This window comes from Marinobacter sp. KMM 10035 (assembly GCF_046537445.1).
Taxonomy (GTDB): domain Bacteria; phylum Pseudomonadota; class Gammaproteobacteria; order Pseudomonadales; family Oleiphilaceae; genus Marinobacter; species Marinobacter sediminicola.
The window spans coordinates 81,942-97,444 of the sequence record NZ_JBBVMG010000002.1; the positions used below are offsets into that span (position 1 = coordinate 81,942).

At 52.9% G+C, this 15,503-nt stretch carries 16 protein-coding genes; 3 read left to right on the forward strand and 13 right to left on the reverse strand.

What is annotated here, in order from left to right; genetic code table 11:
• Window positions 1–22: 22 nt before the first annotated feature.
• The 7 genes from flgG to AADB16_RS12350 form a co-directional block, all read right to left on the reverse strand.
• Complete coding sequence (gene flgG / locus AADB16_RS12320; protein WP_298446917.1) at window positions 23–811, reverse strand: flagellar basal-body rod protein FlgG; 789 nt, start codon at window positions 809–811, stop codon at window positions 23–25.
• 81 nt (window positions 812–892) lie between these two features.
• Window positions 893–1,645, reverse strand: coding sequence for a flagellar basal body rod protein FlgF (locus AADB16_RS12325; RefSeq protein WP_298446916.1), 753 nt, complete (start codon window positions 1,643–1,645; stop codon window positions 893–895).
• 88 nt (window positions 1,646–1,733) lie between these two features.
• Window positions 1,734–3,674 (reverse strand): flagellar hook protein FlgE, encoded by a 1,941-nt coding sequence (locus AADB16_RS12330; protein ID WP_309044346.1) that lies wholly within the window; start codon window positions 3,672–3,674, stop codon window positions 1,734–1,736.
• Between the two features lie 26 nt (window positions 3,675–3,700).
• A complete protein-coding gene (locus tag AADB16_RS12335) occupies window positions 3,701–4,378 on the reverse strand; it encodes a flagellar hook assembly protein FlgD (RefSeq protein ID WP_309044345.1) in 678 nt (225 codons plus the stop codon).
• 18 nt (window positions 4,379–4,396) lie between these two features.
• On the reverse strand, window positions 4,397–4,846 hold the full coding sequence (flgC, locus tag AADB16_RS12340; RefSeq protein ID WP_309044344.1) for a flagellar basal body rod protein FlgC: 450 nt from the start codon (window positions 4,844–4,846) through the stop codon (window positions 4,397–4,399).
• Window positions 4,847–4,880: 34 nt separating this feature from the next.
• Complete coding sequence (gene flgB, locus AADB16_RS12345) at window positions 4,881–5,276, reverse strand: flagellar basal body rod protein FlgB (protein WP_410803726.1); 396 nt, start codon at window positions 5,274–5,276, stop codon at window positions 4,881–4,883.
• A gap of 225 nt (window positions 5,277–5,501) precedes the next feature.
• Window positions 5,502–6,065 (reverse strand): nitroreductase, encoded by a 564-nt coding sequence (locus AADB16_RS12350; RefSeq protein WP_410803727.1) that lies wholly within the window; start codon window positions 6,063–6,065, stop codon window positions 5,502–5,504.
• Between the two features lie 178 nt (window positions 6,066–6,243).
• On the opposite strand from AADB16_RS12350, the gene AADB16_RS12355 reads away from it, so the two are divergent.
• Complete coding sequence (locus tag AADB16_RS12355) at window positions 6,244–7,689, forward strand: adenylate/guanylate cyclase domain-containing protein (protein ID WP_309044341.1); 1,446 nt, start codon at window positions 6,244–6,246, stop codon at window positions 7,687–7,689.
• Here AADB16_RS12355 and queF read toward each other — a convergent pair whose 3' ends face one another.
• From queF to AADB16_RS12370, 3 genes are read right to left on the reverse strand one after another with little or no spacing between them, the layout of a single operon-like run.
• Window positions 7,690–8,508 carry an NADPH-dependent 7-cyano-7-deazaguanine reductase QueF gene (queF, locus tag AADB16_RS12360; RefSeq protein ID WP_410803729.1) on the reverse strand — a complete coding sequence of 273 codons (819 nt, stop codon included), beginning with the start codon at window positions 8,506–8,508 and terminating at the stop codon, window positions 7,690–7,692. It lies immediately after the preceding gene.
• A 43-nt stretch (window positions 8,509–8,551) separates the two neighbouring features.
• Entirely contained in the window at window positions 8,552–9,325 is a 774-nt protein-coding gene (locus AADB16_RS12365; protein WP_298446908.1) for an ABC transporter permease, read from the reverse strand.
• Entirely contained in the window at window positions 9,322–10,272 is a 951-nt protein-coding gene (locus AADB16_RS12370; protein ID WP_410803730.1) for an ABC transporter ATP-binding protein, read from the reverse strand. The genes AADB16_RS12365 and AADB16_RS12370 overlap by 4 nt, the downstream gene beginning before the upstream one ends.
• Before the next feature lie 233 nt (window positions 10,273–10,505).
• Here AADB16_RS12370 and AADB16_RS12375 point away from each other — a divergent pair, with 233 nt between their 5' ends.
• Window positions 10,506–11,654 carry an organic solvent ABC transporter permease gene (locus tag AADB16_RS12375; RefSeq protein WP_410803732.1) on the forward strand — a complete coding sequence of 383 codons (1,149 nt, stop codon included), beginning with the start codon at window positions 10,506–10,508 and terminating at the stop codon, window positions 11,652–11,654.
• A gap of 6 nt (window positions 11,655–11,660) precedes the next feature.
• Here AADB16_RS12375 and AADB16_RS12380 read toward each other — a convergent pair whose 3' ends face one another.
• The 3 genes from AADB16_RS12380 to AADB16_RS12390 all read right to left on the reverse strand — a co-directional run bounded on the left by AADB16_RS12380 (window position 11,661) and on the right by AADB16_RS12390 (window position 14,127).
• Window positions 11,661–12,971 (reverse strand): HD-GYP domain-containing protein, encoded by a 1,311-nt coding sequence (locus AADB16_RS12380; protein WP_410803734.1) that lies wholly within the window; start codon window positions 12,969–12,971, stop codon window positions 11,661–11,663.
• Window positions 12,972–13,172: 201 nt separating this feature from the next.
• Window positions 13,173–13,793, reverse strand: a complete 621-nt coding sequence (locus AADB16_RS12385) for a hypothetical protein (RefSeq protein ID WP_410803735.1) — start codon at window positions 13,791–13,793, stop codon at window positions 13,173–13,175.
• Between the two features lie 55 nt (window positions 13,794–13,848).
• The gene (locus AADB16_RS12390) at window positions 13,849–14,127 is read right to left on the reverse strand and encodes a PilZ domain-containing protein (RefSeq protein WP_309044335.1); all 279 of its coding nucleotides are present in this window, start codon (window positions 14,125–14,127) and stop codon (window positions 13,849–13,851) included.
• 224 nt (window positions 14,128–14,351) lie between these two features.
• Here AADB16_RS12390 and AADB16_RS12395 point away from each other — a divergent pair, with 224 nt between their 5' ends.
• Window positions 14,352–15,368: a Fe(3+) ABC transporter substrate-binding protein gene (locus AADB16_RS12395; RefSeq protein ID WP_309044334.1), complete on the forward strand. Its 1,017-nt coding sequence runs from the start codon at window positions 14,352–14,354 to the stop codon at window positions 15,366–15,368.
• Window positions 15,369–15,503: the final 135 nt, after the last annotated feature.

Genomic DNA, 15,503 nt, shown 5'->3' on the forward strand with positions numbered 1-15,503 from the left:
ACTCCTCACTTCTTTCAGTCTATTAGCCAATATTATTGGTAATGAACTGGAGCATCTGATCGGTAGTTGAAACAACTTTTGAGTTCATCTCATAAGCACGCTGGGTGGTGATCATGTTCACCAACTCTTCAACCACTTCCACGTTGGAGGACTCAATCATTCCCTGCTCCAATGAGCCCAGCCCGGCCAAGCCAGGCTCACCCTCAGCAGGGTCACCACTGGAGTTGGTTTCCTTGAACAGGTTGTTGCCGATGGCCTGCAAGCCCTGAGGGTTGATGAAGTTCACCAGGGTAATCTGCCCAAGGTTCACCGGTGCAGCCTGATCATCAGTAATCGCCGAAACAGTGCCATCTTTGCCGATGGTCACTTTTGTGGCGTTTTCAGGCACGTTGATATTGGGCTGAAGTGCATAGCCTTCTGGCGTAACCACATCGCCATCTGCGTTGAGCTGAAACTGGCCATCCCGTGTATAAGCGGTCTGGCCATCCGGCAGTTCAATCTGCATGAACCCACGGCCGTTAACAGCCAAATCCAGAGGCTGTTCAGTGATCTGAAGGTTGCCCTGGCTAAACTGCTTTGCAGTGCCAACCACTCGCACACCCGTACCCAACTGCAGACCCGATGGCAGCTCAGAGTTCTGCGTGTTCATGCCTCCAGGCTGCCGGTTGATCTGATACAGCAAATCCTGAAATACCGCCCTATCTCGCTTGAAGCCAGTGGTGTTCACGTTGGCCAGGTTGTTCGAGATGGTGGACATGTTGGTGTCCTGGGCGCTGAGCCCCGTTTTACTAACCCAAAGAGCTGGATGCATAGTCATTACTCCTTGCCGGTGCCCGGCCTGCGGCTAAGATTTGCCGCTTCCTGGCCAGACGGGCGTTGTTTTCAATCGCTATCAAAGGTTCTGCAACAGTCGTGCCGCTGCTTCAGAATTCTCGTTTGCCGTACGCATTACCTTCACCTGCATCTCGTATTGGCGGGAGAGCTGAAGGTTGGAAATCATTTCTTCTACGGCATTCACATTGGAGCTTTCGAGGAAGCCTGAGGCCACGCGCAAGTTCGCATCGGTGGGTTCTTCGCCATCAATTCCTTCGCCAGGTTTGCGGCGGATAAAACCATCCAGACCTTTCTCAAGCGCTTCTGGCGGCGGGTTGACCAGTTTTAGTCGGTCCACTTCCACCAACTGGTCTGGCGGGCCACCTACGGGAACAATAGACACAGTGCCATCAGCACCGACCTGTACGTTATCAAAGGGGGGTAGAGCCACCGGGCCGCCGTTACCGAGAACCATCTCGCCAGTGCCCAGGCGCACCAGGCCGTTCACATCAATCTGCAAGCTGCCAGACCGGGTAAAAACTTCCTCGCCCAGGTTGTTCTGAATGGCAAGCCAGCCCTCGCCTTCAATGGCTACGTCCATTTTCCGGCCGGTTTGCATCAGTGCACCCGCCGAAAGATCTGTACCGGGGCGTTCAGCCATGGCGTAAGCACGGGTAGGATGATGCCCACCGAACACGGGCATGCTACGGGCCTGAGCAAAGTCCTTCTTGAAGCCTGTAGTGTTTACGTTTGCCAGGTTGTTGGCATGGGCACGCTGGGAAAGCATATTCTGCTTCGCGCCAGACATACCAAGATAGAGTGCTTTGTCCATGGGAAAACTCCTGCCGGAATTTTGACTGTTTTCAGTGTTCTTACAGTCATTCCTGCAGGAGTCATGCCATGTTCAGATCAAAGCCGGTTTAGCGCAGGTTAATGATGGTCTGGGTGACCGCATCGGAGGTCTCAATGGTTTTCGCGTTCGCCTGATAGTTGCGCTGCGCAATGATCAGGTTGACCAGTTCCGCAGAAAGATCCACGTTGGATTCCTCCACCGAACTGGCTTTGATACCACCTAATGTTCCCGTATCAGGTTGGCCAATAATTGGCTGGCCCGACTCGAAGGTTTCAACCCAGCTGGTATCGCCCACGGGCGACAAGCCATCGGTGTTATTAAAGCTGGCAAGGGCCACCTGACCCAGGGCTTTGGATTGGCCATTGGTGTAGCGGGCGAACAGAACACCCTGCTTGGACACATCAAGACCGGACAAACGCCCAGTGGTGTAGCCATTTTGCCGCTGATCGTCCACGCCAAAGGCTGCACCGTACTGGGTGGTTTCCCCAAGGCTCAACACGAAGGCGGACGAAGTAGGCGGCTCCGGAATGGGAGTGACCACAGGTGCGCCAGCCGCCGGAGGGCCATCGGCGCCGTTAGGTAGGCCTTGGCTATCTTTCGGAACCCAGTCAGTGATCAGAATTTCACCACTGGTATCGCCGTTAATGGATTGCAGCACACCGTCTTGATCAAATCGCGCCGTGTAGGGGGTAATGTCTGTGCCCGCTACCATTTCGCCATCAATTTGCAGGTACACAGACCACTCACTCACGCCCACACCGTTTCCAGGGGCTGGCTCTTTAACAAAGAATTGCGTTAGCTCGTGGGAGTTACCTAAGCTGTCAAAAACCGAGGTCGATGTGGCGTGGTTATAGGTTCGCTGATCCTGCGGGTTGAACTCATTGGTTATGCGGATCGGAGAGGTCCCATAACTGTCAACAAAATTGCTTGTTCCGCCTGTAGATGTAAGACCTAAAATGGTTCGGTCGCCTATGGCATTCACATCACCGAAGACAGTTACAGGCGTAGTTGGATCTATAGATTGGGCCGGATTTCCATTGCCATAACTGAATTGAAGATTCTCACCCTGGTTATGAACGACATTCAACACACCAGTGGTACTGTCAATAGTGGCGGAGATTGCGCTATCACTCGATCTGTTAATAGCATCCCGCAGGTCAACCAGCGAGTTTACAGAACTGGTATCTATAGGAATCGGCGCATTGTTAACACTGAGATTGAATGAAAAACTGCTAGGGACTTGAGCTTGAGCGGTCGAAATATAGGCGTCGTTGAGTTCCGAGCCCGCTGGTGCAGGCGTGGTTGGGTGCTGAATGCGTGCAGTGGTTGTCGCGGAAGCGCTAAGACCCGGCGCACCGGCTATTTGGTCGGCCATCGCACGTGCCGTCGGCAATGAACTCAAATCGACGGAATAGGCAGGAGTGCCATCGGTATAGGTAACGTCGAAGGTTTCACCGCTAATGTCATTGTATGACAAAGGCACCACATCCCGTACTCTGGATTCCAGCACAGACTGGCGAGAGTCCAGATTCAGATCAGAGCGTAAATTAGTGGTACGCCGCGGCGCCAGGTTATCCGTGGCAATTTCAAGATTGCCCCGGATGCCCGAGAGGTTACCATCATCATCAGCAGTGTAGCCCTGTACCCGCATTGACTGGCTATTTACCACAAAGCCGTCTTTATCGATGGTGAATTGCCCGGCACGTGAGTAGCGGGTTTCGCCACCACTATTCAGAATAAAGAAGCCATCGCCACTAATAGCCATATCCAGGCCATTGTCTGTAAAGCTGATATTACCCTGACCAAACGATTGCTTTACGTCCTGAACATTGACACCGTCGCCAATCGGGTTGGAGCCGCCGCTCAGAAAGCCGCTGGCATACAGGTCGCCAAACTGAACCCTGCTCCCTTTAAACCCCACTGTGCTGGCGTTGGCAATGTTATTGCCCGTAACATCCAGATCTACCGCTGCAGCCCGCAGGCCACTGAGCCCCGTATTAAAAGCCATAATTCACCCCTGGTCTGACACCGGTATTAATTGATTTGTTGTACATCTGACAGAGCAATAGAGCCCATGCCTGCCAGGTTTAAAGTAACTGACCCATTTTGCCCAAGTGACACGCTGTCTACGTTTGCACTGACCAGAGTCGGAAGCTGCACGCTACCCTGCGGATACGAGGCTTCAGCCACAATTCGATAAGGCCCGGGCGGCAAACTGTTGCCGTTGCCATCCTTACCGTCCCAGCTGAACGCTTTGACCCCGGCAGAACTGCTGCCAAGATCAATCTGCCGCACCAGTTCGCCACTGGGGCTCTGGATAGACAAGCGCACGCCACCGGTGGATGCCGGCACCTGAATATTGCCGGAGATTTCACCCTCCGCTCCAAGAATACCGACTTCCGAAGGCGCCAGAACCGTCTTGCCAACCATTGCAGAGGCCTGCAGCGCCTGCGTGGAGCGGAACTGCCCTACCACGTCTTCAACAGTGCCCGACAGTTTCTGCATTTCTTCCAGCGAGCTGAACTGAGCAAGCTGGGAAATAAACTCGCCGTTGTCCTGGGGCTCCAACGGGTTCTGGTTTTTAAGCTGCGCCAGCATAAGCTCCATGAACTCATTCTTGCCGAGTTCGCCCTTGCCGCTGGCGCCGCTCTGTGGCTGGCTTCTGTAGTTCGCCAGTACATCTGAGGCTTGTGTTGCGTTAACTGCACTCATGATTGAATCCCCGCCCCGTTACTGCTGACCAAGTGTCAGGATGCGCTGCATCATGGATTTTGCCGTGTTCATAATGTCCACGTTCATTTGAAAGCTTCTTGAGGAAGACATCATGTCTGCCATTTCTTCCACCACGTTCACGTTGGGGTAGTACACATAGCCATCTTCATTAGCGGCCGGGTGATGTGGCTCGTAACGCATCTGCAGCTCGGCATCGCTCTCAACAATGCCCTCAACACGAACGCCTGCACCAGCACCCTCTCCTGCCTGAGCCCCAAATCCCTGCTGGCCCGGATTCATCATGGACTGCTGGATAGCAGAGAAAACCGGCTTGCGCGCACGATAGGTCGTGTCGGTGCTGGAACTCGCTGTCTCGGCGTTCGCGATGTTTGAGGCGGTGGTATTCAACCTCAACGATTGCGCTGTCATGCCGGAGCCGGCGATATCAAATATGTTGCCCAGGGACATGGTGATTCTCCTTCACAAATCGTGGAACCGCGGATTACTCGCCTTTCAGGGCTTTGGTCAGGCCGGTAAATTTACTGTTCAAAAACTGGAAGCTCGCCTGGTAATCCATCGCATTGCGCATGAACCGGGTCTGCTCTGCCTGGGCATCCACCGTATTGCCATCTACCGAAGGCTGGTCTGGCTCCCGATACAGCAAATCTGAATCGCCACCGGCAGAGGTATCCATATGGCCTGCGTGGGTTTTCTCCATGCTGATACCGCTCATGCTGTCCTGGGCTTTCTGCATCATGGCCTGAAAGTCCACGTCACGGGCTTTAAAACCCGGCGTATCGGCGTTGGCAAGATTGTTCGCCAGAATTTCCGCACGCTGAACCCTGGCGTGCAGCGCATGCTGGTGAATGCCAAGAGCTCTATCAAAAGTGATTGCCATACAACCTCCGAAATACTGTCACCAGCAATATTTGGCTTTGCCGGTTTCGTTCTATGGCAGAACTAAAGCAATGCTGATGCCAGATTTTGGAAGTACGCTGAATTCGGGTGTCTTAGGGGATTACAGAGGTGCGGGGAATAATGATGCAGATAAAGAAGCGGCAAAGCCTGATGAAAGCGGCAAGCTGCTTCCCCCGCTGAATCGGCAGGGGAAGCAGACCTGTTGTTACGCTGGCCAACGGGCAACAAATTCCGACAGCTCAGGCCTTGGGACTGCAGGCTTGTTCGACGACACGGTACCTGTATAGAGAAAACCGATTATAGATTCTCCCTGTTCAAGGCCCAGCCCTTCCAGAACCAAGCGATTGTAGACCAGTTCACCGGTGCGCCACATAACCCCATAGCCGGCATCCTGAAGGGCAAGTCCAAGATAGCTCATGCTGGCGCCGGCTGAGAGTATCTGTTCAACTTCAGGAACTTTTGGATGGGGCTTAGGGGACGCAATTCCAACAATAATCATGGGGGATCGATGCGCCTTATTGCGTATGATGTCGAGCTTTTTTTCGTCGGTCTTACCCCTTAAATCGGAGTAGCCCACCGCAAGCACCTCACCCAGGGCATCCAGACCCTCACCCTCAATCACCAGATAACGCCATGGGCGCAGCAATGCATGGTCTGGTGCCCGGGCTGCACAAGTAAAGGCGCGGTCAAGTATTGCGGCATCAGGAGCTGGCGCTTCCAGCCGTGGCTCAGATGCCCTGTTGAGCAAAAAGTCAGTGACTGAACTCATATCGATAATTTTCCAATAACAGAACACTGGCCCGTTAGCATTCAAACCGTGCCAGCGAATTGTGGGTTATACGTAATACTGCTAACCTTTAGTCGTACTTCCAATCTTTACTCTCAAACGTGCCTTACAAACTACAAATAAATTTGAATGGTTCCAGCACCATGAGTGATCAGCATACATGATGAGTGCTCCGGCAGATCTGCGCAATGCCAGCAATAGCTTGGGGAAATCTCTGGCATCCGATGCTCAGAACAGACCGGTAGTGATTCCCCCGATGCCCGACTACAGCGGGCGAGTGCTGGCGTATACGGCCACAGCCATCATTATTACTGTGGGCGTTTGGGAGGAAGTGTTCCAAACATGGCATTTGTGGCTGGTTGCCGGCGCCTTGATGTGGCCCCACATTGCGCACCTGTTAAGCCGTCGTACGTTTTTGAAAAACTCCTCCCGCATTCGACAAAAAATGCTGATGGTCGACTCCGTGATCGGCGGCAGTTTCATGGGATGCATCGGGCTGATTGCCATTCCATCCGCTTGTGCCGGGCTTATGGTGATGTTCAGCGCGCTGATCATTGGTGGGATTCGACAGTGGCTCATCGGCTGCGTGTATATGCTCATCTCCGCTTTGGCTTTTTTGGCCTTGGTGGGGCCCGCAGATTCGTTCCAGTCACCTTTATTTACAAGCCTGTTCTCCATACTAGCGGCTGGCTTCTACATCTGCGTGACTGCGTTTTACTCGCATCAACAGGCGCGGGCGCTCATGCTGGCAAAAACCCAGATTCAAAACCAGCGCGAGCAGTCCATAGCACTCTCCCACAAGCTGTCCAAATACCTCTCACCCCAGGTATGGCAATCCATTTTTACCGGGGAAAGAGATGTTCGCCTTGAAACCCAGCGTAAAAAGCTCGCCGTATTTTTCTCCGACATAAAAGGCTTTACCGAACTGTCGGAAGAAATGGAGCCAGAAGCGCTTACTGAATTGCTCAACCACTACTTCAACGGCATGTCTGAAGTGGCCCTCAGGTATGGCGGCACCATCGACAAATTCGTGGGCGACTCCATCATGATTTTCTTTGGTGACCCCACCAGCCGTGGCCAGCGGGAAGACGCCTTTGCCTGCGTATCCATGGCTATTGATATGCGCAAACACATGAAGATCATGCGGCAGAAGTGGCGCAGCCAGGGCATTAAATCCCCCCTCGAAATTCGCATGGGCATCAGCACCGGCTACACAACCGTAGGCAACTTTGGCGCTGAAAACCGCATGGACTACACCATTATTGGCAAGGAAGTTAACCTTGCCAGCCGGTTGGAATCTCTCGCAGAGCCGGGGGAAATTCTCGTTTCCTACGAGACCTTCTCACTGATCAAAGATCGGATCATGTGCCGAGACAAGGGCGAAATCACGGTGAAAGGCTTCGGCCGCCCCGTACCCATCTATGAAGTGGTAGATTTCCGCAGGGACATGGGGCCAAACCGCAGCTTTATGGAACATGAACACAGCGGTTTTGCCATGTACCTGGATTCCGAGAAGATCACCGGCAAAGAGCGGCAGAGTATCCTCAGTGCCTTGGAAGATGCCGCAGAGCGTCTGCGGCATGAAGAAGACAGCGCCCGGGACTGATTACTGACGAATCAACCTTGGGCCAACCTGTTCTTCTGGCTCCGTGCTGCGCCAAGGGTTGATATCCAAGCCACCCCGGCGGGTATAACGGGCGCAGACCGTCAGGCTCTCAGGCTTGCAACGACTCAACAAATCCGTAAACAAGGTTTCCACACAATGCTCGTGGAAATCCTGTTTTTGCCGAAAACTCACGATGTAACGCAACAACCCAGCGCGATCAATGGCAGAGCCGGTATAACTGATCAGCACCGTACCCCAGTCGGGCTGGCCGGTTACGGGGCAGTTACTCTTCAACAAGTGTGAACACAGCTTCTCTGAAACTACAGGCCCGGATGCGGCAAGTGATTCCGGCGCATAGTCATACACCACATCCTCAACCGTTTCGTTATCAATCAATTCGTATCCCGACGGGCGCCCGGTAGCCGTGTCAGACTCATCAACACTCAAAAGGCGAACATTCACTGCAGCTCCACACACACTGGAGAGATCCGCAGTAACGGTCTCCTCAACCTGTTCATCGGATGAGAACACGGTTTGATTCAGGGAGTTCAAATAGAGCTTGAGTGACTTGGATTCAACCAGGGACGGAGACGCAGCCGGAAACCGGATTTCTGCCCAGGCAACCCGGGGAATGCCATCGGGCCGCAGCCAGGATATTTCCCAAGCCTGCCACAGATCACCCCCAAACCAGGGCCAGCGCCCATCCTCGAGGCCGATTCGACGGCGATTTTCATCCCGCGCTACCGGGAAAAGCAGAGCTGGATCGTACCGATCCGGGTAGTCACTGGTTTTGCCAAGCGGCGCATTATCAAGAGCCATAAAACGTCCTAAAAATAACAGTTGTCAGTATCTGGTGAAGGCATCAATGCCTGATGCCCTTGCCCCGCGCCAGTAATTTGAGCGCAATAAAGGAAAGCACAACGATGAACACCAGTATCATTCCAAGGGACACAAACGGGTTTACATCAGAAACGCCGAGTATGCCAAACCGGAAGCCGTTAACCATGTACAGGATCGGGTTCGCCATAGACACGCCCTGCCAGAAATCCGGCAGTAGATCGATGCTGTAAAACACCCCGCCGAGGTAGGTTAGCGGCGTTAGAACAAAGGTCGGCACGATGGAGACATCATCAAACTTGGTGGCTAAAAGCGCGTTAATAAAACCGCCCACCGCGAACAATGCAGATGTCAGAAATACCGTTACCACAACCATGGGAAGGCTGTGTATTTTCAGCTGGGTAAACGCCAGCGACAAAAGAGTCACAATCACGCCAATTCCTAGCCCGCGCGCCATACCTCCCGTTACATAACCGGCCAATATGATCCAGTTCGGCACTGGTGAAACAAGCAGCTCTTCAACGCTACGCTGAAACTTCATGGAGAAAAACGACGACACTACGTTGGCGTAGGAGCTGGTAATAACCGCCATCATGATAAGCCCCGGCACGATAAACGACATATAATCGAAACCGCCCATCTCACCGATTCTGGAACCAATCAGATTGCCGAAGATTATAAAATAGAGCGTCATTGTAACTGCGGGGGGCAACAATGTCTGGGGCCAGATACGGGTAAACCGGCGAATTTCCCGCAGCACAATAGTGCTGTAAGCGGTAAACAGTGCCTGAGCATTCATGCCCTGCCCTCCGTGATGGCTTCGCCTGCAGGCTCACTGGATTCCACCATGCGGATAAACAACTCTTCCAGCCTGTTTGCTTTGGTCCGCATGCTGATAACTTTTATACCCTGCTGTTCCAACTGCGCAAATACATCGTTCAATGCTTGCCCTTTGTGCACATCCACTTCCAGAACACCCTCATCGTCTAACCGGCAGGTAAAACCTTCCAACTCTGGCGTTTTACTCAACGGCTTCTCGGTATCAAGCAGAAAGGTTTCCAGGCTGAGCTGCTGCAGCAGTTCCCGCTTACTGGTATTCCGGACGATACGCCCATGATCAATAATGGCGATATTCCGGCACAGGGCCTCCGCCTCTTCGAGGTAATGAGTCGTAAGGATGATGGTGGTGCCCTGCCGGTTCATTTCCTCAAGAAATGACCACATGGAACGCCGCAATTCAATATCCACACCCGCGGTGGGCTCATCAAGAATCAGCAGTTTCGGTTCGTGCACAAGGGCACGGGCAATCATCAGCCTGCGCTTCATACCACCAGACAGCATGCGTGCTGGTGTGTTCCGCTTGTCCCACAGACCGAGCTTTTTCAGGTATTTTTCAGCGGAAACCGCCGCTTTCTTTAATGGAATTCCGTAATAGCCCGCTTGAATGGTGACAATATCAAACACCTTCTCAAACTGGTTGAAATTGAACTCCTGCGGCACCACCCCAAGATGGAGCTTTGCCTCTGAAAGATGGGTATCAATGTCGTAACCAAATACGCTTACCTTACCCGCACTTTTGGTCACCAGGGAGCACACAATACCCAGCGTGGTCGATTTGCCGGCACCGTTAGGGCCCAGCAATGCAAAGAAATCGCCCTCCGTTACCTTCAGGTCAATTCCCTTGAGTGCTTCAAACCCACTACCGTAGGTTTTGGTTAGCCCCTCGATTTCCAGAGCATTGGTCATAAAAGGTTCCGATTAAATAGGCAGTGTTCAGGGAACACTCATTTATTGAGGCTTATCCTATTTTTTCAAGGCCAATGCGCACCCACTCAGGCTCCGCGAAATCTGCAAACTGCGACAGGTATCCCGATATACCCTGATTGGGCTCCCTATAATGCCGGTTACAACAATTTACAGAAGGCCGTCCACGACTGCACAGTTGGCACGGCCCAACCTCAGGGAATGTACAACGAACCATGGCTGCCGTTCACCTTGCTCGCTCACTCTTTACTCCTCCCCGCGCGCTCCTTGCTGCGTTGATTGTCGCGCCACTACTCTCCGGGTGCCTGAGCAGTGACAGCAACAATAACGGTGGTGGCACGAGCACGGGGACAATAAACGCATTGGGCGTTAGCGGACTAAGTTATCAAACCAGCAGCCAGTCCGGTAAAACCGGCATCAAGGGTCATTTTCAGTATTACCCAGGTGAAACACTCCGCCTCAAAGTTGGCGATCTGCTTCTGGCAGAAGACGTACCTGCGCAGGAATGGGTCACGCTGCTCGAGTTTCTACCGGAAATACGCAGCCAACTCACAACACCCGCTGTCGATGCTGAGGGCCTCAGCACTCACAGGATTACCGAACAACAGCTTCTTACTAACGTAACCTTGACCAACCTCACCCGATTCCTGTTGTCGCTCAATTGGTCCGAAAATTTGCGGGAAGGCAATGGCATCGATATTCGCGACCGCGTACTTCAGCAGATGAACGCGGCCCTGCCTGGCCTTTCAGGCCCCATTGATTTCCGCGTGAGTGAAGCCGAGTTTAATGCAACAGGCGCGGCGCCCTCCCCAGCAAACCAGCTGCTGACCAACATCTGTTTTTACCCGGCAGATGATGAACTTTGCCAGGTGCCCCCAACAGAAGACGAAATAGACAAGGCGCCTGATCGGCCTGAAGACGAAGATCTATGGGACCCGAACATTGAGTACAAAGAAGATCTGCGCAACAAAAGACAACGCATTCTCGACTCTGTTCGCTCCATGGAGGATGTTGATGCTGAAGATGCCAGGCTCTATCTAACCCGGGAGCTGGACAGTATTTCAACCACCATTGGAAACCGCTTTTATCTGGAAAATCACGTAGCCAAGCACTCGGCTAGCGACACCGGAATAAAGCGGTTCGAAATACGGCGTATTGGTGGCAGTGCTGAGCTTGCAGACATTGAAGCCATCACAACCCGACCACAAGATGTGAGTGTGCATTCTTTTAGTTGGCAAACGGCCGATGTGGAATACTTTATAGACGGACCTGCCGGTGGCGAGTCCGAGATTGTGACCAGCTTCTTGCCCGATTCTACTTACAGGTGGGTGCGGAAGACTCTGCGGGTTGTTATAACACCTTGAAAACGGTTATCGACTGATAAACCGGCTCATACTCCAACGGGATTCTGAACCGGTAACATCGTAACCAGCCGGATTCAGGCCCTCAGTTCCGTGGGCAAGGCACTCTCTGATCGCCAATATCTGGGCTGCTGAACGGCTCTGGTTGTATTTCGCAAGATCAACAACCTTTGCGGCTTTCAGGGGCGAGCGGTTGCTGTCCGACATCACCATCACCTTGGGCCACAAACGGCGCCCGGGTGAATGCGACACCACAATACCGCGCTGACCATCCGTCAGCTCCACAAGGCTGCCTGTTGGGTAAATGCCTATGGCACGTATAAACCCCTCAACAAGCTCATCCTGAAATTCTATGTTGCGCATGTCATAAAGCAGCGTTACTGCCCTTGCAGGCGTCATCGGCTCGCCTAAACCTTCCCTCGGCTCAATCAGCGATTCGAAGAACTCAGCAATCCCGGCAATCTTGGCCAGCAATGGAATCCTGTCACCACGAATCCCTTCCGGAAAGCCCGAACCGTTATGGCGCTCACGGTGGCCCTGCACAACGCTGAGAACCGCACGGGAAAGCCCGCTATCCTCTAGCATCGCCATACCTTTTTCGACATAACTCCGGTACAGCGCAAATTCTTCCGGGCCCAACTGGCCTTCCCGACTGAGCAGGTCTTGAGGCAGCTGAGCTTTACCCACCTGGGACAACAGGCAACCCAAACCAAGATGACTCAGCAAGCCTTCATTCAAACCAAGCTGACGACCACAAACAAGCGCCCACACGGACGTATTGAGGGCATGCCGGTACACATGGTTATCGTGCTGCTGAACACGGCTCAGCCATAACAAGGCGTCTGGCTGGCGAATAACACTGCGCACCATTTTATTGATCACGGCTGCAATCGGGCGCAGGTCGCGGGTTTCCTGGGTATTTACAGCGGCGTAAAGCCGCTCAAGGGCAGTGCCGGCATCTTCAAGCAGATGCTTGGAGGTTTTCATTTCACGCTTCAGCGTGGTGCTTGCCTGATATTTTACCGGCTCACGTATACTAAGCGGCGGAAGCTGAAGCTGTTCGCGCCCATCATTCTTTTGTTGGCTTCTTTTTCCAAAAGACGGCCGCACAATTCGTGTCAGTTCAACGGAACCAGCTGTTTCCGCAACGTCGATGGACACCCATTTACAATGGGAGACAAGCGCACGAATATCGTCTTCGGAGCGGATATGAAAACCCTGAATCGGAAACGGTGTCTGGTGCCACGGCCGATCAAGGTCAGACACAAACATGCCAACCTCCAGATCATGCACCGCTACTTTTCTCTGACAGACACCCACTGCGTCACTCCTTGAGCCAAATACTTCTTTGATTGCTACTATTTTCAACCGAAGAAAGGGAATAGTCCATTACAACTTGGTAGCTTAAAGTAACGACAACAACACAAACAGTAACGACTGTATTCGGCCGGAAACGGAGTGTAATACCGTGACAAACATCACAGTGCTTACCCTCGCCATGTCACTAAATCCAAATGCCGATCACTCGGCATCGCATACCGAGCGTTCAAACTTTGGAGGGCGCGCATTGAACGCGCCCCTTGGGGCTTTGCGAGAGTAGACAGTATAAGGCACCGTCGATGCGCGAATGTAATCAACATTCACCGCCTCCTTGCCTTCGCCCTTCACCGGAGAAACCGGCTCACAGGCTACGACAAGCTCCAACCGGCCGGGGATATCTGCAATTCTTGCTTCCGAATCCGAAGATCTCACCGACATACACTGATCGTCCGAACCCGCTGGCCGCCTGCTTTCTACCAGTCGGTCTTGCCCGGGCTGCCCGCAGGCCCGGATACCCTGGCCACAGCCTTCTGCCTCAGCATGGCTCGCATCATAAAGTTTCCAAACTCGCTCACTACACTGGGTTTCGACAGTTAAAGGCGTGGCGCGATCGGATACAAACCACCAACCGGGGTATTCCGCAGTGTCCCAGGATAGCCGGACAGTACGCGGCTCTCCTTTCGAATTTTCAGCAGGAAACATCGCGTAATGGGAGTAATAAGTAGCACAGCCAGCCTGCGTCACCAGCAACCCGGCGACAACCAATAAGCGCGCAATGCCAGCAGTACCACTAATAGAGGTGTGAAATCGGAAAGCGGTCATGATACCTAATCTATACATAGGGAATCTGTGTGGTGGTGCAGTCGGCGGGCGCGTCCTAGTTTACGCTTTCATCAAACTGCAAGCCGTATCCATCTATGGTTTTGCGAACTACAACCATTTCCAGCAGCGGTGCCTCTACGGGCAAACCTTGCACCTGAACATTCACCTTGTCGCCCATTTCCGGAGCAAATGGCTCGGTGTCTACCACGATGAACACACCACCATCTGATATATCGCGGGTAGAGAATATAAATTCTCCCAGCTGCTCGTGGGTTACTTTTACCTTGGCACTCATCGCTGTGCGACAGTGTATTCTGCGGTCATCTACAGCCATCAACAAAGATCCACTGCTTAACTACGGTACATTGTAGATTTTTATGTGTTTATACGAATCATATTTCGTATGTATCAATACGTAGAGTAACACCATTTTGAAGAAGTACGCCAAAGGGAATATTGACAACACCTGTAATAGAAATGAGAATGGTTGGCGTTTACAGACCGCAACTCATCTCAAACTCAGATGCGAACCCAAACAGACTCATTTAAGGATGCATTATGCGCATGAAACTCGCTGCAACTGCGGCAATCGCCCTTACAGCTCTCCCACTTGCCGCCTCCGCAGACGGTGAAGTTAATATCTACTCATACCGGCAGGCGTATCTCCTTGAGCCGCTGCTGAACGCATTCGAGCAAGAGACTGGCATCAAGAGTAATGTTGTGTTTGCAAAGCAGGGCCTGGCTGAGCGCTTGGAGCGCGAGGGCCGCAACAGCCCGGCAGACGTTGTGATGACCGTAGACATTTCACGCCTTAACGAACTGGTAGAGCGCGATCTGGTTCAAGGCCTGGACAACGATGTGCTGGAAAAGAACATTCCCGAAAACCTTCGCCACCCCGAAGGCAAGTGGTTCGGCCTTACTACCCGTGCCCGCCTGATTTACACCTCTAAAGAACGCGTTGAAGAAGGTGAAATCACAACCTACGAGCAGTTGGCTGACAGCAAGTGGGACAACCGCATCTGTACCCGCAGTGGCAAGCACCCTTATAACATTGCTCTGATTTCATCCATGATCGCGCACCACGGTGAAGCCGAGACAGAAACCTGGCTCAAAGGCCTGAAAGACAACCTCGCCCGCAAACCCCAAGGCGGAGACCGCGACCAGATTAAAGCCATCGCGGAAGGTGTGTGCGATGTGTCTATCGGCAACAGCTATTACTACGGCAACATGCTGCAGGATGAGAGCCAACGCCCAACGGCAGAAGCCGTTCGGTTGGTGTTCCCTAATGCCGATGGCCGTGGAACACACATCAACATCAGTGGTATCTCTTTGACCAAGAGCACCCCGAACCGCGAAAATGCGATCAAGCTGATGGAGTTCCTGTCATCTCCGGAAGCCCAGGGCATCTACGCTGAGGCGAATACTGAATACCCAGCCAACCCGAACGTAACACCCACTGGCCTGGTAGCAGAATGGGGAGAAATCCACCCAGACAGCCTTTCTCTTCAGGAAATTGCAGACAAGCGCAATGCAGCAGTGAAATTGGTTGACCGCGTAGATTACGACGGCGAGTAAGCGTTTTGGCGAGGGTGGCACAACCACCCTCGCTATTTCTTTAAATCGGCCTGGCAAATGACACCAGTCATTGCAGCGGCTATTTGAGCTGACTACAATCCCTACCCTTCAACGTTAAACCCTATTCCCTATTGC

What these genes read in the sequence shown, in the direction of transcription:
- AADB16_RS12355 (WP_309044341.1), top strand. Translation starts at nt 6,244, where the DNA reads ATGATGAGTGCTCCGGCAGATCTGCGCAATGCCAGCAATAGCTTGGGG.
- flgC (WP_309044344.1), bottom strand. Translation starts at nt 4,846, where the DNA reads ATGTCCCTGGGCAACATATTTGATATCGCCGGCTCCGGCATGACAGCG.
- AADB16_RS12395 (WP_309044334.1), top strand. Translation starts at nt 14,352, where the DNA reads ATGCGCATGAAACTCGCTGCAACTGCGGCAATCGCCCTTACAGCTCTC.
- queF (WP_410803729.1), bottom strand. Translation starts at nt 8,508, where the DNA reads ATGGCTCTTGATAATGCGCCGCTTGGCAAAACCAGTGACTACCCGGAT.
- AADB16_RS12375 (WP_410803732.1), top strand. Translation starts at nt 10,506, where the DNA reads ATGGCTGCCGTTCACCTTGCTCGCTCACTCTTTACTCCTCCCCGCGCG.
- flgG (WP_298446917.1), bottom strand. Translation starts at nt 811, where the DNA reads ATGCATCCAGCTCTTTGGGTTAGTAAAACGGGGCTCAGCGCCCAGGAC.
- AADB16_RS12385 (WP_410803735.1), bottom strand. Translation starts at nt 13,793, where the DNA reads ATGACCGCTTTCCGATTTCACACCTCTATTAGTGGTACTGCTGGCATT.
- AADB16_RS12370 (WP_410803730.1), bottom strand. Translation starts at nt 10,272, where the DNA reads ATGACCAATGCTCTGGAAATCGAGGGGCTAACCAAAACCTACGGTAGT.
- AADB16_RS12330 (WP_309044346.1), bottom strand. Translation starts at nt 3,674, where the DNA reads ATGGCTTTTAATACGGGGCTCAGTGGCCTGCGGGCTGCAGCGGTAGAT.
- flgB (WP_410803726.1), bottom strand. Translation starts at nt 5,276, where the DNA reads ATGGCAATCACTTTTGATAGAGCTCTTGGCATTCACCAGCATGCGCTG.
- AADB16_RS12350 (WP_410803727.1), bottom strand. Translation starts at nt 6,065, where the DNA reads ATGAGTTCAGTCACTGACTTTTTGCTCAACAGGGCATCTGAGCCACGG.
- AADB16_RS12365 (WP_298446908.1), bottom strand. Translation starts at nt 9,325, where the DNA reads ATGAATGCTCAGGCACTGTTTACCGCTTACAGCACTATTGTGCTGCGG.
- AADB16_RS12325 (WP_298446916.1), bottom strand. Translation starts at nt 1,645, where the DNA reads ATGGACAAAGCACTCTATCTTGGTATGTCTGGCGCGAAGCAGAATATG.
- AADB16_RS12390 (WP_309044335.1), bottom strand. Translation starts at nt 14,127, where the DNA reads ATGGCTGTAGATGACCGCAGAATACACTGTCGCACAGCGATGAGTGCC.
- AADB16_RS12335 (WP_309044345.1), bottom strand. Translation starts at nt 4,378, where the DNA reads ATGAGTGCAGTTAACGCAACACAAGCCTCAGATGTACTGGCGAACTAC.